The sequence below is a fragment of the Nostoc sp. NZL genome, assembly GCF_015714705.1.
Lineage (GTDB): Bacteria > Cyanobacteriota > Cyanobacteriia > Cyanobacteriales > Nostocaceae > Nostoc > Nostoc foliaceum_A.
This window is the reverse complement of record NZ_WBKL01000207.1, coordinates 86,570-106,624: the sequence shown is the minus strand read 5'-3', so window position 1 is coordinate 106,624 and position 20,055 is coordinate 86,570. Positions and strand designations below refer to the sequence as shown.

The 20,055-nt window shown below is 42.7% G+C and carries 15 protein-coding genes; 1 reads left to right on the top strand and 14 read right to left on the bottom strand.

Annotated features, from left to right (window positions below; translation table 11 throughout):
• Positions 1-80 precede the first annotated feature (80 nt).
• The 12 genes from F8R90_RS30825 to F8R90_RS30770 all read right to left on the bottom strand — a co-directional run bounded on the left by F8R90_RS30825 (position 81) and on the right by F8R90_RS30770 (position 14,717).
• Entirely contained in the window at positions 81-1,040 is a 960-nt protein-coding gene (locus F8R90_RS30825) for a hypothetical protein (protein ID WP_196513879.1), read from the bottom strand.
• Positions 1,041-1,063: 23 nt separating this feature from the next.
• Positions 1,064-4,087: a N,N-dimethylformamidase beta subunit family domain-containing protein gene (locus F8R90_RS30820; RefSeq protein ID WP_196513878.1), complete on the bottom strand. Its 3,024-nt coding sequence runs from the start codon at positions 4,085-4,087 to the stop codon at positions 1,064-1,066.
• A 51-nt stretch (positions 4,088-4,138) separates the two neighbouring features.
• Positions 4,139-5,323 carry a DegT/DnrJ/EryC1/StrS family aminotransferase gene (locus F8R90_RS30815; RefSeq protein ID WP_196513902.1) on the bottom strand — a complete coding sequence of 395 codons (1,185 nt, stop codon included), beginning with the start codon at positions 5,321-5,323 and terminating at the stop codon, positions 4,139-4,141.
• Between the two features lie 34 nt (positions 5,324-5,357).
• The gene (locus F8R90_RS30810; RefSeq protein WP_196513877.1) at positions 5,358-6,377 is read right to left on the bottom strand and encodes an SDR family NAD(P)-dependent oxidoreductase; all 1,020 of its coding nucleotides are present in this window, start codon (positions 6,375-6,377) and stop codon (positions 5,358-5,360) included.
• The gene (locus tag F8R90_RS30805) at positions 6,367-7,074 is read right to left on the bottom strand and encodes an acyltransferase (protein WP_196513876.1); all 708 of its coding nucleotides are present in this window, start codon (positions 7,072-7,074) and stop codon (positions 6,367-6,369) included. Before F8R90_RS30805 ends, F8R90_RS30810 begins: the two co-directional genes overlap by 11 nt.
• 12 nt (positions 7,075-7,086) lie before the next feature.
• Complete coding sequence (locus tag F8R90_RS30800; protein ID WP_196513875.1) at positions 7,087-8,181, bottom strand: DegT/DnrJ/EryC1/StrS family aminotransferase; 1,095 nt, start codon at positions 8,179-8,181, stop codon at positions 7,087-7,089.
• Positions 8,178-9,215, bottom strand: coding sequence for a Gfo/Idh/MocA family protein (locus F8R90_RS30795; protein ID WP_196513874.1), 1,038 nt, complete (start codon positions 9,213-9,215; stop codon positions 8,178-8,180). The genes F8R90_RS30800 and F8R90_RS30795 overlap by 4 nt, the downstream gene beginning before the upstream one ends.
• A gap of 215 nt (positions 9,216-9,430) precedes the next feature.
• Complete coding sequence (locus F8R90_RS30790; protein WP_196513873.1) at positions 9,431-9,937, bottom strand: acyltransferase; 507 nt, start codon at positions 9,935-9,937, stop codon at positions 9,431-9,433.
• A gap of 19 nt (positions 9,938-9,956) precedes the next feature.
• Complete coding sequence (locus F8R90_RS30785; protein WP_230967149.1) at positions 9,957-11,234, bottom strand: ABC transporter ATP-binding protein; 1,278 nt, start codon at positions 11,232-11,234, stop codon at positions 9,957-9,959.
• A gap of 15 nt (positions 11,235-11,249) precedes the next feature.
• Entirely contained in the window at positions 11,250-12,095 is an 846-nt protein-coding gene (locus F8R90_RS30780; RefSeq protein ID WP_196513872.1) for an ABC transporter permease, read from the bottom strand.
• Between the two features lie 31 nt (positions 12,096-12,126).
• On the bottom strand, positions 12,127-12,555 hold the full coding sequence (locus F8R90_RS30775) for a hypothetical protein (RefSeq protein WP_196513871.1): 429 nt from the start codon (positions 12,553-12,555) through the stop codon (positions 12,127-12,129).
• An 812-nt stretch (positions 12,556-13,367) separates the two neighbouring features.
• Positions 13,368-14,717, bottom strand: a complete 1,350-nt coding sequence (locus F8R90_RS30770) for a glycosyltransferase family 4 protein (protein WP_196513870.1) — start codon at positions 14,715-14,717, stop codon at positions 13,368-13,370.
• A 1,484-nt stretch (positions 14,718-16,201) separates the two neighbouring features.
• On the opposite strand from F8R90_RS30770, the gene F8R90_RS30765 reads away from it, so the two are divergent.
• A complete protein-coding gene (locus tag F8R90_RS30765; RefSeq protein ID WP_196513869.1) occupies positions 16,202-18,394 on the top strand; it encodes a GumC family protein in 2,193 nt (730 codons plus the stop codon).
• Between the two features lie 408 nt (positions 18,395-18,802).
• Here F8R90_RS30765 and F8R90_RS30760 read toward each other — a convergent pair whose 3' ends face one another.
• A complete protein-coding gene (locus F8R90_RS30760; protein WP_196513868.1) occupies positions 18,803-19,336 on the bottom strand; it encodes a hypothetical protein in 534 nt (177 codons plus the stop codon).
• 439 nt (positions 19,337-19,775) lie between these two features.
• Complete coding sequence (locus F8R90_RS30755) at positions 19,776-19,979, bottom strand: ChaB family protein (protein ID WP_190897570.1); 204 nt, start codon at positions 19,977-19,979, stop codon at positions 19,776-19,778.
• Between the last annotated feature and the right edge of the window lie 76 nt (positions 19,980-20,055).

Here is a 20,055-nt window from a genome sequence, read left to right as displayed (position 1 = left end):
AAGACTCTGCATTTCATTTATTTCCATACATGAGCATGGAAAATTTAGATCGGCAGATTATTCAAAACGCCGTTGTAATACTAAAGAGCAAATGTAAACTTCTCAGATTCAAAGTTTTTTACTAGCCCCATTTTGCCGCTTTTGATGTCCACCGTATATATCGCCGTATTTTTTTTATTGTCAGCAGCAAGCGCATACAATTTACCGGAAGGAGAGAAAGCCAAGTCTTTAACATCATTGGAAAGAAGGCCTTCTTCAAATCTTAGTGGGGTCAGCCTCTTAATTTTCACCTTGCCAGTAATTAGGGCTTTCTCCTGCAAGTTAATTGAAATTAAAACCGGGACACCATCTGAGCCAATCTCAGTTGCGAAAATATTTCCCTTTGCATCTTGGCACAGGTTAGCGAATCGATGGGTGGGTGGTAGTGGGGGTAGACCCAGCTCATCCTGGTCAAGAACTTTACCTGTTGTGAAATCTAGCGTTCTCATACTAAAAGGCGGGATGCCCTCAGTTCCTACCAGGCACAGAAGTTGCTTATTGGGAAGACTAAGCAAGCTTTCAACAGTTTGATTCGATTTCTTGAAGCCTAGTACTTTTTTCGCTCTAAAAACAGGAACAGCAGCATTACCGACAGTAAAAATCAGATGGTTGAAAAAACCATTTCTCGTGCTAGAGACAGTAGAAATGACAAGACTCCCATCTTTAAGCGCTACCGCCTTTGTAACTCGGTTCGAGTCAGCAACATAGAAAGCCCTCGGCCTTTTTGGAACAGACAATGGATTGTCAACGAACAGAGATTGGCGATTGAGCTTAGAGAGAACTTTTCCCGTTGCTAATTCGGCAGTACTCAGCTCCACTGGCGGAGTTTGGTCTTCCCGGTTTTGATTGTTGGGTGTACTAAGGCGCTTTACTCCATAAAGAATTTCCTGCTTGAGTTCGATCTTCTGAGCAACTGCCTTATTAGACAGGCCAGCAACAACAGTAGAAGTCAAACTGGCAGCAGCCAGCTGGCCAAATTGTCGGCGTTTCAATGATGGCATTACTATACTCCTTGTGGGGTGCTTTAAGGAACAATCAAGCTTGCATTTGGGGCCTGGGGTTTAGCTCCCATATCTGCTAGGATGTTGACGGTTATTTGCTTGGCGCGAATATCTTCCCGAAATGGGCTAACACCGTCACTGTCTAACCCCCATGCCCACTGAATGGAGCCAGAGGCAAAAACTTTAGCCCCACTACCAGCTGTGTAGCGGGCTGAATGGGATCTGGTAAAATCCTGGTCGGCAGGGAGTGCTCGTTCTCCAACTGGTTCATCGAAGTTTGGCAACACATTAGCGGGTGCCACTGGCGACTGAGACAACATGACCAGTCCGGGAGGAGTAGACCCATTATTAACGATAAAATCCCATTCATAACCTACTAACATAGCCAGCTGATCTCCATTCTTGAGTCCTGTGTTGGCATAGTAAGGATCGCTAGCATTGGAGACGACAAAATTAAAACCGCCGTAGGTATCTAAGTCACTACCATACATGACTCCTAACAAACTGTTTTCCGGTCGCTGGTTCTGAGCGCTGCGGAATTTATTAGTGGCTGCTGATGCTCCCTGCTGCTGGGCTACTGGATCTAATGCCCAATCTGGTTTGTAGCAGGCCATCACTTGGTTGGGCTTCACTTGTCCGGCAGCAAGAGTAGAATTTTCAAACCTCACTCGCCAATAACAAGTATTGGCAGAGAAAAATCCTAAATTAATTCCGGCATCGCGAGCAGCCTCGATATGATCGCGCATTTCTTTAGACCAGTACTCATCGTGACCCACAGACAAGAATACTTTGTGATTGAGCAATTTTTGTCCGTTGGTGTGAATCTGCATACTGTCGGTGTAGGTAACATCGTAACCTAGAGATTCTAGCCACCGCACCATATTGTATTCCCATCGTAGAGGTGTGTCGGCCTCGTTGGAGTTTTGATAAGTTGCCTGGGCGAAAGGCCGGTCGTAGGAAACCTTGAAAGCCCGTTCGCCGCCAATGCTGTTAGAACTGTACAAGCTGTAACCCCCCGTTGAGTTATAAGCGAGGACAGTAGAAATCGCACTATTGAATAAAATATCAGCAGTGCTGCTATCATCGCGGACGACAAACCACACATGGGCCACTACAGCAGTTGCTTGGTCAGTTAACTTGGCTACATAAATACCACTAGTCCAGTTATTGCCTACCTGCAAGACGTAGGAAGTTGTCCAGTTGCACTCGACTAGGCGGGTATCAGGGTCTAGGGTACAGGCTGGTTGGGTCGTGCCATTGAGCAAGCCGCTGCTTGTGATCAGCCTTCCTCCTGTGCCGCCATAGTACCCCAAGCGGTACACATCGATGGTATACTGTCCAGCTTGTCCAAGAGAAACCTTAATGTCCAGCGATTCCCCTTTATTAACACTGGTAACCGAAGTATAACCAGCGATCTCGCCACTACCCCGGTTGTCAAGCTTCCAGTTAGTCGTGCCTGGATTGAGATTTTCCAAATAGACGGGATTCGGGTTCGCTGGAATTGCTGTAACTGAGAAGGTGGTACTACCAATGCCTGGTGCTGTGGCGCCTACTATCACCCCTCCAGGTGCGCTAGGAGCCTGTCCCAGCGTCAAAGTTGTACTCGCTTGACCACTACCATCAGTTAGTACAGTGGCAGGGGAGACTGATCCCCCGCCACTAACAATATCAAAGTTCACCGTGACCCCTGATTGAGGATTGTTTTGAGCGTTTACAACTCGCACAACTAGGGGGTTGGGCAGGACTCCTCCCGTTGCGCCATTTTGATTGTCTCCACTGACTTTAATCAAGCTGCTGCCGACGACAAAGGCGATGTCACGATAATAGTTAGCATTTCGGAAAGAAGCGGCTGGGAAATTATTTGGATTGGAATTAAATACCCCATTATTGCCGTCCGCTACTGAGTTAAGATCGCCATTAACTATGGGGTTGACCAGTTCATCATAAGTGGCGACGTAATAGGCGTTGACGTTGACAGAAACTACATAAATCGAATTGCCTTGAATATTTATTGGCGTTTCTAGAAGCTGCTCCTGCCAGCCAGAAGCTGTCTCGTTAGTAAAAGTTACGCTTGTTAAAAGAGTTCCCCCTGCCGTCCAGATTTTGCCAACATGAGTTCCTGTCTCGCTAGGGGCTTTCCAGTAGCGAATTGCGGCAACTTGTCCGCCTTTAGCACTGCGGAATTTTAAGCCTAATTCATAGGGAACGGTATCAGTAGAATTTGGAAAGCTGGGGACTTGAGTGGTCAAGATAGTTTGGCTGTTCCCCGAAGGACTGGCAGTCCCAGAGAAGATAACGCTACCCACTTCTTCTGCCGTGGCACTCACAGTATTGGTGATAAAAGTTGTCGCACCAAGATTAGCTCCAAGCGTTAAGGTGGTACTAGCCCGTCCATTAGTATCGGTTACTACACTTACAGGCAAGGCCGACCCTCCACCACCGGTAACGGCAAAATTCACTGTGACCCCTGACTGAGGATTGCCAGCAGCGTCTTTGACTTGAACAACCAAGGGGTTGGGTAAGGGAGTTGCGGCTACACCAGTCTGATTATCGCCGCTGATCTTTGTAATTGTAGGTAGGGGAACAGCTACAAAGTCTATGTCACGAAAATAGTTAGTATTGCGGTAAGAACCTGTTGGGAAGGCTCCTGTAGTTATATTAAACACCCCATTGCTACCATCTGCCACTGAGCTAAGATCGCCATTGACGATGGGGCTGCCCAGATCATCGTAAGTAGCGACATAGTAGGTATTCACGTTGACAGAGACTACATAAGTGGTGTCAGTTTGAATCTTAACTGGTGTATTCAGAGTCTGCTGCTGCCAGCCAGAAGCCGTCTCGTTAGCAAAAGTGACGCTTGCTAAAAGAGTTCCTGTTGCCGTCCATATCTTGCCAATATGAGTTCCTGTCTCGCTAGGGGCTTTCCAAAACCGAACGGCTAAAATCTCTCCTGTTGCGGTGCTGCGAAATTTCATCCCTAATTCGTAGGGAACGCTATCACTGTAATTTCCAATGTTTGGAATTTGATTGCTAAATATGGTAGCCATAGTTAATTTCCTATAAGGTTTAATGACTACGGAAGATAAAAAGTAACTTTTCTAAAGCTGACAAGCGACTTTTAAAACTTCCACCACATAGTCCTGTTCCTGTTGAGTCATCTGATGAAACAGGGGTAGGAGGACTGTATGGTCTTGTGCCTGCTCACTCTCAGAAAGGCGATCGCACTTTCCAACATCACACTCACAAGCTTTTGGCTCAACTCCACATGACCAAGCTTCAATTTGATAAGCTGGCTCCCGATGAGCGCACATAATCCCGCGTCGCGTGGCAATGCCAGCATCTAGCATTCCCTGCATGACTTGTAGCTGATCGTATTTCTCTGTTAGCCGTACACAAAAACTCTGCCAGTTACTCTTTGCCCAATTTGCCTGAGTGGGTAACTTTAATCCCGGTACATCTGCTAGCTTTTCCTGATATTGCTGTGCCAAATAACGTCGGCGTTCCACAATCTCTGGAAGACGTTTGAGTTGTTCTCGGCCAACTGCTGCTTGAATATCAGTCATGCGGTAGTTGTAACCCAGCATCGGATATGACTCAAATATTACCTGTTTCGCACCGTGGCGTACAGTATCAGGGACACTCATTCCATGTTGTCGCCAAAGGCGAAACTGTTTATCATATTCGGGGTTATTTGTGGTCAGCATCCCACCGTCACCAGTGCTGATTACTTTGCGGGGGTGAAAAGAAAAGCAAGCGATATCTCCATGTGGCTTGCCAATTTTCTCCCACTGCCCATCCCAGAGAATTTCACTACCGATCGCACAAGCTGCATCTTCAATAACTGGTAAATTGTAACGGTGGGCAATATCCAAAATGGCTTTGAGGTTGCAAGGCATCCCGATTTGGTGGACGATCAGAATGGCACGGGTGCGATCAGCTATGCCGCGCTGTAGGCGATCGCTAATCACATCCTCAATTAACATTGGGTTGATGTTGTATGTTTGTGGTTCAATATCCACAAACACTGGTTTTGCACCGCAGTAGCGAATACTATTGGCAGTGGCAATATAGGAATGGCTGACGGTAATCACTTCATCCCCAGGTTGCACACCTACAGCTAACAGCGCTAAATGCAATGCCGTAGTACAATTAGATACAGCACAAGCGTAGCTTCCTCCTACGTAAGCTGCAAACTCTTGCTCAAAGGCGGCGACTTCTGGCCCTTGGGTTACCCAACCAGACATGATCGCACGCTTCGCTGCTTCAGCTTCGGGTTCACCCATCCAGGGTTTGGCAATCGGGATAAAAGATTGAACTTCAGACACTCTGTTTACTCCTCCCTAGATCCCAGTTACGTACAATTTCATTTTCTAGTAGGACTTCTGGAGATTTCCCAAGACTCAAATACCAATTTCTCAGCTTGACCAAACCTTCGTGCAGTGATACTTGAGGCTTGAATCCCAACAGTTTGTCTGCTTTTGCCGTTTCAGCATATAGACGCAATACATCGCCAGGACGAGATTCATCATGAATCACGCCCGTATCTGCTCGCTCTACTATTGATGCTATTTCCTTAGCCAAATCATTAATGGGAATTTCAAAACCACTACCCAAATTGATTGTTTGACCGATGGCAGAGTCTGTAAATCCTGCCATTATAATGGCCCTAGCCGTATCGCTAACATAAGTGAAGTCTCTAGTCTGGCTACCATCACCAAAAATTACCATTGGCTTACCAGCCATGCTACGTAGTAGGAACTTGGGTATGACTTCTCCACTATCTCCTTCATGGTGACAACGCGGGCCATAGGAGTTGAAAGGACGTACTACAACCGTCGGGTAGCTATATGTTTCGTAGAACGCCCTGGTATAACATTCTCCAGCCAACTTAGCAGCACCATAGACAGTCATGGGAAAGGTTGGATGTTCTTCTGTCATTGGTACCCAACGGGCAGTACCATAAACTTCTGAACTTGATACATATACAAACCGATTTACTCCTGCTGCTTTGGCTGCGCTCAATAGCTGGAGAGTTGCTGTGGCATTAACCTCATGATTCTCGTGTGGCGAGTGGATGGAATGGCGGACACCTAAGCACGCTAGATGAAATACGATATCTACACCCGACATTAACTTTGCCATGCGATCGCTATCTCGAATGTCTGCCACCACTAGTTCAAATTGATCGGTAGGCAGATTTTCTAGGTTCTGGCGTTGTCCATTAACCAAATTATCAACAACAATCACCTGCTTTGCTCTTTGAGCGATGAGCTGATGTACTAGTTCAGAGCCGATGAAGCCGGCACCACCTGTGACTAAAATTCGCTTATCTTGCATCTTCTGTACTCTCCGATGGTTCATATCCTTCCCGCCAGCGTAAAAACTTAGCAGGGACACCAGCTACGATCGCAAATGGTGGTACATCCTTGGTGACAACGGCTCCAGCACCGACAATGCTGCCTTGGCCAATTGTTACCCCAGGTAGGATCACCGCATTCATGCCGATATCGGCTCCTGTTTCCACTTTTACCGATTTAATTTCTAGGTCTGTTTGGATGATCGGAACATCAATCGGCAAACCAGTGTGGGTTGAACCCAGTACTTTTGCACCTGGGCCCCATCCTACATAATCTTCAATAATCAAATCACGGGCATCAAAGTAACTCTGTGGACCAATCCAAACGTGGTTACCAATGATGCAAGTACCATCGAACCTTCCTTGAATATAGCTTTGTGAACCAATAAATACTTGGTTCCCAATCTCAAAGGTTTCGAGATGTTTAAAGCCTACACCATTGCCAATGCGAACGTTATGCCCGAATCTGCGTGCTACCGCGCGCCAAATAGCTCGCCGCATCAGCCCATCAAAGTCTCCATCACCTATAGCAAAGCGTGCGTATAATTCGATTAATGGTTTTTGTTCATATTGAGTATTTAAATATTCTGCTAGTTGAATTTCAAAGTCAGGGTCTAGCTTTTCTGATTGTAAACCGTGGATAGCTGTGACTATCTTAGTCTTACCTGGGTCAGACATTGAATTCCTCAGTTATGTTAAGCTAATTACCGCCTTGGCAACCTGAGTCTGTGACTCTGTGCTTAGTTCTGCATACATAGGCAGGGATAAAACTTCCCTAGATGCTGCTTCTGAGTGAGGAAAATCTCCAGGTTTATAACCAAATTCAGCATAAGCTGGTTGAAGATGAACAGGGATTGGGTAATGAATGCCTGTTTGAATTTCCTGTTCTTGCAGACTTTGTTGTAGGGCATCTCGCTGAGGCGATCGCACGGCGTAGACATGATAAACGTGACGGCTATAAGGCATTACAGCAGGTATGCTGACACCAGAACCTGCCAAAAGTTGGTCATAGTTTGCTGCGTGTGTTCTTCTGGCTTCTGTCCACGCTTCGATGTAGCGTAACTTTACCCGTAAAATCGCTCCCTGGATGCCATCCATCCGATAGTTGTAACCTTTCAGGACATGGTGATACCTACGTTCTTGACCCCAGTCGCGCAGCATCCCCATAGTATGGGCATATTCAGGATTATTGGTGACTGCCATGCCTCCCTCTCCGTAAGCCCCTAAGTTTTTACCAGGGTAAAAGCTAAAACAACCAATGTCACCGATACTACCTACCCGTTGCCCTTTGTACTCAGATCCGTGAGCTTGGGCGGCATCTTCTATAACGGCTAAACCATGACGGCGGGCAATGTCCAAAATTGGCTCCATGTCTGCTGGTTGGCCATACAAATGCACAGGTAGGATAGCTTTGGTGCGTTCAGTTATCGCTTTTTCAATTTGGGCGACATCTATTGTGTAGGAAACAGGATCAATATCTACGAAAACGGGCCTAGCTCCGGTGTAACAAATTGCAGCTGTAGTCGCAACGAAGGTGAAAGGTACGGTAATCACTTCGTCACCAGCACCGATACCTGCTGCTAGTAATGCTAGATGAAGGGCGCTAGTACCTGTATTGACAGCAATGCCATAATCTGCATTACAGTAATCTGCAAACTCTTGTTCTAAAGCTTTTACTTCATTCCCCAAGATGAATTGCGTACTTGCAAGTACTTGCAAGACAGCAGTATCAATTTCATCCTTAATACTTAAATATTGAGTTTTTAGGTCTACAAATGGAATCACGCTGCTACCTCTGCCACATTCAGTTCAATTAATCGGCCTTGCTGCTTGAGAGACTGGGTTGCAGCTTCGAGAATTCTGACTACCCGCAGTCCTGCTTCTCCATCAGTTAATGGGCGATCGCCTTTTTCAATACAATTAATGAAGTGCAATCCTTCTGTCTTCAATGCCTCTGTCATATCTAACTTGGGTGACCACATATCCCCTGTGCGATAACCAATCATCATTTGGTACACGCTTTCAGAGTTGCCATTGACTGTAATACCCTTGTCGTAAATCTTGACTTTCTCACTTGGTTCTAAGTCATCGTAAACAATCATCCGTTGACTACCACCAATCAATGTGCGGCGGATTTTGACTGGTGCTAACCAATTCACATTGATGTGAGCAATGAGATTATTTGCAAAGAATAAGGTCAAGTAGGCGATATTTTCTGGTTCTCCAGGAACATGGCTAATGCCTGTAGCCGAGACAGCATAAGGCTGGGATGGCAATACATAGCTCATGATCGATAGGTCGTGGACTGCCAAATCCCAGATGACATTAACATCATGCTGAAAAAGTCCGAGGTTGACGCGTACAGAATCATAGTAATAAATATCACCTAAGGAATTAGTGGCGATCAAATCGTGCATTTTGCGGACAGCACCTGTATAAACAAAGGTGTGATCGACCATTAACACTAGGTTGCGTTTTTCTGCCTCTTCAATCAGCCGCATTGCCTGATCCGAGGTAGTTGTCATTGGCTTTTCTACCAGGACATGTTTACCAGCTTGTAATGCAGCTAAAGCTAATTCAAAGTGAGTTGAAACTGGTGTGGCGATCGCTACAGCGTCAATCTTGGGATCTGTAAATATGTCTCGACAATCTTTAGTAACTTGAATAGCGGGATACCTAGCTTGCACTTTTGTCAATAGTTCTGGTTTAAAATCGCTGACTGTTCTTACCTGAACTCCTGGCATCTCTACAAAATTTCTTACTATATTCGGGCCCCAATAACCATAACCAATTACACCGATATTAATGATACTTCCCATTGCTTTTAACTAATTCAGAATTTATTTTCTATGCGTTATTAACCACTGCCACTAAAAGATGACAATTGTTTTTAGGTGTATTACAAATTACTTGCTATTTGATATAGAAATTTTTATCTTTGCAAGGCTTCAGAATCCACCAAGGAGCTACCCAATATCTATAAACATATTGCGTACAAAACTTAAGTTGTTCAAATAGCATATAAGCAATGATCTCATAAACTGCTAGCTGAAATTTCTAAATTTTGGCGATCACGGACATCCCCTATGACACGGGCGGGGACTCCAACTACAATTGCATAATCAGGAACATCGTGAGTTACTGTTGCTCCGGAACCGATAATGGCTTTTTCACCAATAGTTACTCCTGGCAGGATAGTAGCGTTACTACCAATAGATGCACAGCGCTTCACTAAAGTCTTGACTGTATACCAGTCATCTTCAGTTTTTAAACTGCCATCTTCATTGGTTGCACGAGGATAAAGGTCATTAGTGAACATGACTCCATGACCAATAAACACTTCATCTTCTAGGACAACGCCTTCACACAGAAAACTGTGGGATGAAATTTTACAACGGCTTCCGATCATGACATCTTTCTGAACCTCCACAAAGGTACCGATTTTTGTGTCATCACCGATAACGCAACCGTAGAGGTTTACGAGATGGGGATGGAAAATCTTCACGTTTTTGCCTAACTTAACATCATCATTTATAGCCATTATTTAATCTGCCTTAAAATTAATGCTTTTCCATAGTTTGCCAAATAGCATCTTCTAAATAAGTACACTCATCAGCTTGCCAGGGGTAATCTACACGCTCGAAATTGTGCATACTGACTTCAAACTGACAAATCTCCCTCAGATTTTCTAGTAGGGTTTCGCTGCGCCGCTCAGAAAGCCATGTTGTTAAGGTATATGAACCCATATAAAGTCGCAATTTGGGTATTTCACATCGGAAAATATGAGTTCCTTGCTTATGGCGAAAAGGCGCATCAGAGAAAAACCAAAAAATACTAATAGGTTGTTGCAGAGCATTTACGATTTGAAAAGAAAAGGACAGACTTTCATGGGGTTTCTCTATGTTTAAGGCAAACTCAAAAGTAATCGGTTTTCCCCAACAGTGAATTCCTTCTCCTTCAGAGGTGTGTGCCCTTACCCAAGCTACGTGATTGCCAGTTTTGTTAACAGGAGCTTGGTAATAAGCTGCTAATACAGACTCATCTTTCTGTCCAGCCAGATATAATTGCACTGCTTTGCCAGTATGACCATCAAACTGAATGTTACCTTTAGAAAGCAGTATGCAACGTTTGGTGAGTTGAGAAATAGCTTGCATACTATGACTGACGAATAAAACTGTTCGTCCCTCTTTAGTCGCTACATCACCCATTTTCCCCAAGCACTTCTTCTGAAATGCCGAATCACCTACAGCCAGAACTTCATCGACAATTAAAATTTCTGGCTCTAAATGGGCTGCAACGGAAAAAGCAAGGCGGACGTACATTCCTGATGAATAGCGCTTTACTGGAGTATCTAAAAACTTTTCAACCTCAGCAAAGGCAACTATTTCATCAAATTTATTTTTAATTTCGACTCTACTCATCCCCAAAACTGAACCGTTGAGATAAATGTTCTCGCGTCCCGTAAGTTCTGGATGAAATCCTGTTCCTACTTCTAATAAACTTGCTACCCGCCCTTTAATGGCAATACGTCCTGTTGTTGGTTCAGTAATCCTGCTTAGAACTTTTAAGAGGGTGGATTTACCGGCACCATTACGCCCAATAACACCAATGGCTTCACCTTGTTGAATGTCAAAGGAAACATCTCTTAATGCCCAAAATTCTTCCCGCGTTGGGTTGGGCATTTTTTTGCCCCTAGGTTTTATAAATGCCTTGGCAAAAGATGTAGCACCATCAGCAATTACATCCCGCAGTGCTTTGTAGCGACTCCCTTGCTCTTGCTGGTGAGCGATAATATATTTTTTGCTTAAATTCTCTACACTGATCATATTCTCAGACATCTGCACAGTTCCTTGTTAAATTACGTCAGCAAATGTCCGTTCCATTCTGCGGAAGTACCAAATGCCACTTACCAGTAACAGGGCAACTAGTCCTAGAGATAGTGTGAATCCAGTCCAGTAAAGTTTGGACTCTCCCGCTAAGATTGCCCAGCGAAAGCCATCAATCACGCCCACCATTGGGTTTAAATAATAGAGCAAACGCCATTGTTCTGGTATAATGCTGCTACTAAAACCGACTGGCGATACATATAGTCCAAACTGCACAATAAACGGCACAATGTAGCGGAAGTCTCTATATTCCACATTCAAAGCTGCCAACCACAGCCCTACTCCTAGGGAAGCAGCAAAGGCAATGCCAATAAATAAGGGTAATAATAATATCCGCCAAGTGGGAACAAAATCATACCAAGCCATTAGTCCTAAGAGAATTATCGCAGAAACTAGAAAGTCTACAAAGCTAACAATCACCGAACTAGCAGGCACAATCAAGCGTGGAAAATACACTTTAGAAATCAAGTTGGCATTACTAATTAGACTGTTGCTACACTCGCTTAGGGCATTAGCAAAAAACTGCCAGGGTAGCAAAGCAGCAAATACCAGTATTGGATAGGGTGCTGTTCCCTCCGAAGGTAAGTTCGCCAACTTTCCGAAGATGACGCTGAATACGACCATCGTCAAAAATGGTCGAATGAGTGCCCAGAGTATACCAATGACTGTTTGTTTGTAGCGTACTAGAATGTCACGCCAAGCCAGAAAATAAAATAGCTCTCGGTAGCGCCACAGGTCTTTCCAATACTGCTTATCCGTTCGTCCAGCTTCAATTACTAACTCTAACTTTGAGGTAATTCCTTTACTACTCATAATATTAATTAAAGACCACTGCTTTTAAGCATTAATTGGCAAACTGAAAATCTTTGATGTTGTGATAGTTAAGCACCTTTGCCTGCCTGCGAGTAAATTCTCCAACAGAAGGGTTTCCCTCAGGATTAATTACTCCTGTTACCTGCTGCCACAGTTCTTGTGGCGCTAGAGAAAGTTTATAGGTGCGATCGTTCGACTTACAAACGTGATACCAGTTTGTTTGCTGGCAGCGATCGCACCAAAAGGCTTCTAACCATTCTCCCCCTATGCTAACTGTGGTTTGGCTAGCTACCAACATCAATGCACTCCGTCGACTCATGCCTCGTTGCTGCAACTGCCCTGCTTGATCCGCAAACAATTGATATTTTTGACTCCTGCTTTCAAGGTAGCAGCCATGATTTGGACAGTAGATATCCCGTCGTTTTGAACGTTTCCGATTTCGGTCACACCTTCTCTGCAATTCGACCTCCCACTTCAGTAAATAAACAGTGAAATTCGGAAGGTTAGGTTGGAGGAACTGAGATCAAAAAGACCATCGAAGCCCATCTCCTAAATTTAATAAGTAAATCCTATTTAATTACTGGACATTGATTGACAAATATTCTAAATTCAGGATTTTTTTGGAATGTGGCAACAAGATTAAACTTGTTGCCAAACAATAAAAATTGCGTAAGTTTTTTTTCAAAAAGTGATTATTTACCACTGTCAATCTGTCTTAGAGCATAACATACTCTGGCGACTTTATATTAACTTAATCCAACTTATCATGAGCAGAATACAAAACTATTTTTGATATCTTTTTTAATAGTTTAAGCAGGATAATAAGTAAGGCTAATATACAATCTATCAGTCTTGCTAGCTATTTTTATGGCTCTCTGGTGAGAATTGTTTCCTACTTCAATTAGGTATTAAATGTAAGCCTCCAAAAGCTAACCCTCTCTTGAATATGTAGTAGTTCTTGTTTAAGCAAGGCATTAATCTAGCTTAAATAAAAATGTAAAACTTTCTGGTAAAACAGTAATTTTTCTATTTTACCTATTGCGCCTGTGTTCCAAATATTGAGAAAGTACTGCCAGACTTAAAAGTTAATGGCAAATACTTCCGATAAATAACTGGATTTCTCAGGACTGATCCCGCTAATACCATTTACCTGCTAGCAGGGGCAGGAGGAAAGGGCAAGAAAGAAGAATTTGTAGCTGTATATTCGAGAATTGGTATGAGGGTGAAAGTCTTTGTAACCTGCACCAATCTGTGTCTAAATTTCTCAAAGAACTATTTTGTATGGCTTTGAGTCATAGCTATCACACCATCAGGCAATATTGCTTGCTGCAAAACATCAAGATATTGTTGAGAGATAATCTTAGGTGTGAAATGCGATCGCAAATACTGACGACCTGCTTTGCCCATACGCTCTCCTAGTTGCTGATCTCGACTGAGTAAGCGAATAAATTGAGCTAGAGCATGACTGTCTCCATTCTCAAAGGTGCTACCGCAGTCGGCTTCGGCAATCAGTTGTTTGAGGTATGAATACTGCGAACAAATCACCGCTATCGGTCGTCCGGATGCTAAAGCTGAGTAAAGCTTGCTAGGTACGACTAAACCCTCGGTCGATGCATCTACACTCACTAGTGACAGATCGCAAGCCGTTAAAGAATAGGGCAGCACCTGCTTGTCTTGATATGGCAGAAATGTAAAATTCAAGAGTCCTAATTGATTCACTTCTTGAATCAATTCATCTCGTTTTGCTCCACCACCAATGAAGACAAAATGAACTGGCTCATCTTGCAGTTGTTGAGCAGCTTCTAGGATAGTTGCCATATCATGGCAGCGTCCCATATTCCCGGAGTAGAGTACGGTAAATTTGTTTACTAAGTTATGCTTCCAAGCAAACCAGTTCTCTTGTTTGGCAATTGGCACAATCAATTCAGGGTTCGCCCAACTGTGAATTACCGAAATCTTATCGGCTACTCGTGGACAATTTGCTAGCACTTGCTGTTTCATGGCTGGACTAAGAACTACAATTCCCTTAGCATTTAGCCAAATCTGTTTGTTAATAGCACGCCATAACCGTGCCAGCCAGTTCTGCTTTGAGACTACCCCTAGAGCGATCGCAATATCAGGATAAAGGTCATAAATGATGCAAACATAGGGAAGTCGGAATACCAGATAAGCCAGATATCCGATGATTGACAAAAATGGGGGGGCTGTAGTTACCAACAATACATTCCTACGCCGCCAAGCTCTCAGTAGATAGAGTGCTGCACGCAAGGTGTATAAAACACCATTGACAGCTTTGCCACGAATTCGCCCTGGCCAGAGTTGGGCTGTGCGCGATCGCTGAATTCGGATTCCACCCACACGTTCAACTGAAGCAGCACTATGAGATTGAAACGCATAGCCTGGCTGACTTGTAAAAACCTCAATATCCACTCCTTGCTGCCCTAACTGCTTCACTAGTTCTTCTATCAACTGTCCTGTAGGAGCATAGTCTGGTGGGAAAAACTGAGTGATTACAGACAATTTGATGGATTGCTGGGTTTTTAGAGAATAGTCATTTTTAACATCTAACCGCGTAGAAATGGATTGCAAAAATTTTTGATTAATCCATTCATTAAGTCTCATCAGTTGTATCCTGCTGTAAAAATCTTATTGAATACACTACTGAACTGCTCAAGCCATTAATAATTACACACACTTACTGAAATCAATAAATAATTTCAATATGCTTCTACCAAATTAATTAGTATATTGGTATACATAGAGTCTACTCGTTCTCACAGGTATATCTGCAAGCTGCGCTGGGAACTAAGCCGCTTAATAAGAGTTTATACTCACTTTAATTTGTATACGCGATCTTGTCTGGACATGGGAACACAAAAATAAGCACAAGTCTGAACGACTACGGTAATCATAGATATGTAGATCACCTTACAATCATGCCTTTTACAGGCTTGTAAGAAAATTTACTTGATGTCTAAACGGCACTAACAACTACTATAATCTGGTGCCGTATAAGGAAGTGGGAGTTTATAGACATTGGATTTTGGATGTTTTCACTTGCTTAGTTTTAAACTTGGTTCAGCAATATTCATTACATATAAACATTGAATATATTACCATATTCAATATTGGGTTTTACATGTAATTACTTACAAGAATACCATGATAAAAGGATGTTTAAAATTTACCAATGTACTTTATCAAAAATTTATTTTTTGATTAAAGTATACAAGCAAAAACTTCACAAATTAGTCTCTCAGGACTTAAGCATTGAGTTGTCTGAACCCTAAATTACGAGATACATAAATAATGATCAGATCCTTCTTTGCAGTCACCATTAATTAGCGTTCGTAGTTTGCGAAGCGGACACTCCAGAAGATGTTGGCGCAATGATCACATATTATGTTACTACCACAACTAGTGCACTCTTTGTCTAATTCGTCAATGTATACATCCTACTATTGTCTTTTACATGAGTTTTTATGTCTGAAAAACTGTACATTTATATAATAGGTCTAATTAGTTACTTTTGCAGTGCTGCTAGTAAGTTAAATCTTAGCCTTGTATATAAAGTAACTCGCGATTTATCATGAACTATAGTATTAAATTTTACTATATAAAAATGTGTAAAAGTTTTGTGAATAACAATTGATACTCTCCTGCTGATATTTAAATGACTCTGGCTAGAATCGATTTAATAAATTTATCACATGCTTCATCTAAACTACACTTTGACCCAATTGGAAATTAAATTTGACTTAAGATTATAATATATAACTAAAAAATGTATACTTTAAAACAAAGATGTTATTATAAATTCTTACTCAGCTAGAATCAGAAAAAACTGAAAAGCGTATAAATTTAAGAGTTGGAACTAAGTATACGACATTACAATAGAGGGTTAGAATTAACCTGAGAGATAAATCCATATCCACGAGTTATCAAAATTTTGATTTTTACTCGCCAATGATCGCATCTTGTACTAAGAAACTTGCCACTCCGGCAGCTAATAACCAACCTTTATGCAGTTAGTTGAGCCTTAAGATGGGATTACTATAGCTTTTATACACATTCTTTGTAGCTTAATTATAAGTATTCTTAAATAGATGGAGAATCATTCTTCTCAATCCTCAAATTATAACCAGAATAGGAACTCTGCACCGCCATTTCTTCAGCCTCAAACTTTGCCGTGGTCTGAAGGGGAAGGAGACGATTGGAGTTTCCTTGAATTTCTGAGTGTCGTACGGCGACGAGCGCTAGTCATTGCGGGGGTAACTATTACTCTGACGACAGTTGTTTTTGTCAGCTTGATACTCAACCGGGAGCTACCAATATATGAAGGCAATTTTCGCCTGTTAGTGGAACCTGTAAATGATGACACCAAAGTTGTGGATATTGTCAAAGACCCTAACGTAGGCAAGTCTGGTCTAGATTACGAAAGCCAAATTCAGGTTCTCAAAAGTCCGGAATTGATGGGAGAGATTGTGAAGCAGTTGCAAACTACCTATCCAGATATCAGCTATAGTTCACTGCTCCAAAACCTAACAATTTCTCGGTTCGCTGAAACCAAGATTATAGAAGTTCGTTATCGAAGTCATGATCCAAATCAAATTCAATTTGTACTCAAGCAAATTTCTAAGGATTACTTAGATTACAGCCGGGAAAAGCGGCAAACCAAATTACGCCAAGGGATTCAGTTTGTTGAAAGACAACTGCCATTTATACAAAATCGAGTTGATCAAATTCAGAAAGAACTGCAAACTTTCCGGCAAAAGTATGACTTTGTTGATCCAGAAGCTCAGTCGGGACAAGTTGTTAGTCAAATTACTAGCTTGTCTGAGCAACGACAAGTGGTTGATCGGCAATTGGCAGAAGTTCGCGCCAATCTATCTTTTCTACAGGAAGAAAATGGCAAGCTGGCAGTGCTAAAGGATGCTATTTTGTATCAGCAGTTACTGGCACAAGTACGGCAGCTAGACGTTCAAATTGCTACAGAGTCAACTCGTTTGCAAGATAATAATCCAACTATGCAAGCATTGAAACAGAAACGGGCAAGCCTGTCACTCTTGCTAAAGGAGGAGGTGCAACGCTTTCTGGGTACAAAAATTGCAGAACTAAAGACTCAACTTCAAACTCTAGGAGTGCAAAGCCAAGAGCTTGCTAAAGTAGAACGAAAACTTGAATTGGATCGCAAGCAATGGCCAATATTGACACGACAATATACTGAACTACAGCGAAAATTACAGGTGGCGACTGAGAGCCTGAATCGTTTTCTATCTACTCGCGAAAATCTCCAAATTCAGATATCTCAGACAGAACTTGGTTGGCAGTTACTTGAGGCACCAAGTCAGCCGCAATCCCCTATATCTGATTCGAGCATTAAACGTTATTTAATACCAGGTTTGGTTGCGAGTTTAGCCTTAGGAATTGGTGTCGCCCTACTGCTGGAAAAGCTTGACAAGACCTACCATAGCGTTAAGGTTCTGAAGGAGAAAGTCAAGCTACCATTGTTAGGAAATATTCCATTTGAAAAGCAAGTCCAAAACAGTCAAGACCAGACACCCAAGCAAAAATTTCCCATAGAGACACCCAAGCAAAAATTTCCCATAGTAAGAATACCAGCTCCCATTCTTAAAGGCATTCCTGGGTTAGCTGTCTTACCAGAGCAAGACTATAGCAACTATTCAGCAAAATTTTTAGAAGCTTTGCGGGTACTTTATACAAATGTCCAATTGCTCAGTTCCGATCGCCCTATTGCTTCTATAATTATCAGTTCAGCCATGCCTGGTGATGGTAAGTCTACTATTGCCTTCCATTTAGCTCAAGTAGCTACACATATGGGACAAAGAGTACTACTTGTAGATGCAGACTTACGCCAACCCAAGATTCACACCTTGTCAGATTTAAATAACTTATGGGGATTAAGTAATTTAATCTCAACAAACCAGCCAACGAGTGAGGTTATCCGGCAACTACCCTCAATGAATCAATTATCTGTAATTACTGCTGGGCCCATACCGCCTGACCCCACAAAGCTACTCTCATCTGAAAAGATGAAGCGACTAATGACAGATTTCCATAATACCTTTGACTTGGTGATTTATGATACTCCCCCCTTGTTGGGACTAGCGGATGCTAGTCTGTTGGCACCCCATACTGATGGCATATTGCTAGTGGTAAAGATTGACCAAACAGACTCATCAATGATACAGCGAACTTTAGATCATCTAAAATTTTCTCGGATGAATACCTTAGGTATGGTTAGTAACGGTCAGAGGAGCAACATCAACAGTTATTAGTCCAGAACTTCTCCATACCAAAGATGTGCAAGCCTATGCATTTGATAAAACTGTGCTGATGGTTTGCGGTAAATTTGCCGCGGAGGGCGAGAAATTTATCCTGCCCCATTTTGCAAGGTGTTGATTTACTTAAAAATAATTAATTCATCAGGACTGCTTTATAATCGATCAACTGACCCGTCGCGATCGCTATAAAGATGTATTGCCGATCATGTTATTATCTTCCCGCTGAAGACACTGTTCAGACTGGTTTGCCCACGCGCTGAACAGGAAAAACAACGGGCTGAACGATGGATTGCACAATTGCGTAGATGCGTTCGCGGAGTGTCTGTCTGCGACACGCTGCGCGAACGTAGACAAGCGGTTTATCGTTAGACATCGCTCGGCGTTGAAACCGATGTAGATTAGTTAATTCCCCACAAGTTTGTTGTTTTGTGAATAGTCTGTATAGCCTTGAATATTTTCCGGTTCAAATTGACGCACTACACGGGTAGCTTCGCGTGTTAAATCCTCATTCCCGGTAACTACAATTAGGTATTTACCAGCATTCAAACGGTTACGATATGGTAAAGCATCGCCACTACCAACTGTTAAGCCAACTCCTCGACCGATTAAAGCAGCACCCAAGGCACCAGCTATAGCTCCTAAGATTCCAGCAAGAAATTCATTGCCAAATCGAGTAACCTGGGGAAAAATTTCAATTTCTGTAAGATAGTTGAAGGCATAACCTGCAACAAATCCAAAGGGTACAAGCCACCAAAAGAGCCGAGTTGATTGTTTGCGGGCTTGCTTGTCGGGATCAATGAGTCCAAATTCATCAGCACTTAAATAACCATCGCCTAAAATATTGACTTGTGAAGTTGGCAAGCCTGCTTTTTCCAAAGCAGAGGAGGCGGCTTCTGCTTGTATTCGATCTGGTAAAACTGCAATAAGGTAATTCATAAGACCTCGCAAAAAGATAAATGATCAGATAGACAACCAACAAACAAGGTGTCTAGATCCAAATTCGAGAGCGATTAAAACTTATATTTATAGCAAAAGATTTTTTGTGCAGAATTAATTAGGAATTATGCACAAGAGATTTCCCAACCCCCTTAAAAAGCAATACAGTTCAGTTAAGCATTTTTTTCTTCTCTCAGTGCTCTCTGCACCTCTATAGTAGCCTGCGGCAAGCCACTGACGCTCCTTCTCTGCGAGACGCTACGCGAACGTCGCTACCGCTTCGCTAATGCGTCTACGTTAATGACAAAGAGTTTTAGCCTTAACCCAAGCGTATTGACTTAAAAAGGGGGCTTTTAGGATTCCTATTTTTAAGGAGGATCTAGGTTTCAGGTTTTCAGTGCGTAAGCCCTATTAATAAAACTCCTTAATACGATCTTAACTATTCTGGCTTTTTGTGCCATTGCCCATTGTTGCCTTTTTCGTAATCGCGTTTTACCGCACTCCAAGCAACACGAAAAGCACGTTCTTCTTCCCCATATTCTTCTTGAGCATTATTAAATGCAGCCCGAAAAATTTCTTGGGCGTGTTTGGGCAAGTGCTCTTTGACGGAATCAGGTAAGTCTGCAATCTGTTTGTAAGGCATAAATTTCGTTTCCTTACTTAATAGGGTGAAATTAAATATCATGCTTACCAAGGTAATGTGGCTTTGCCTTGACCAA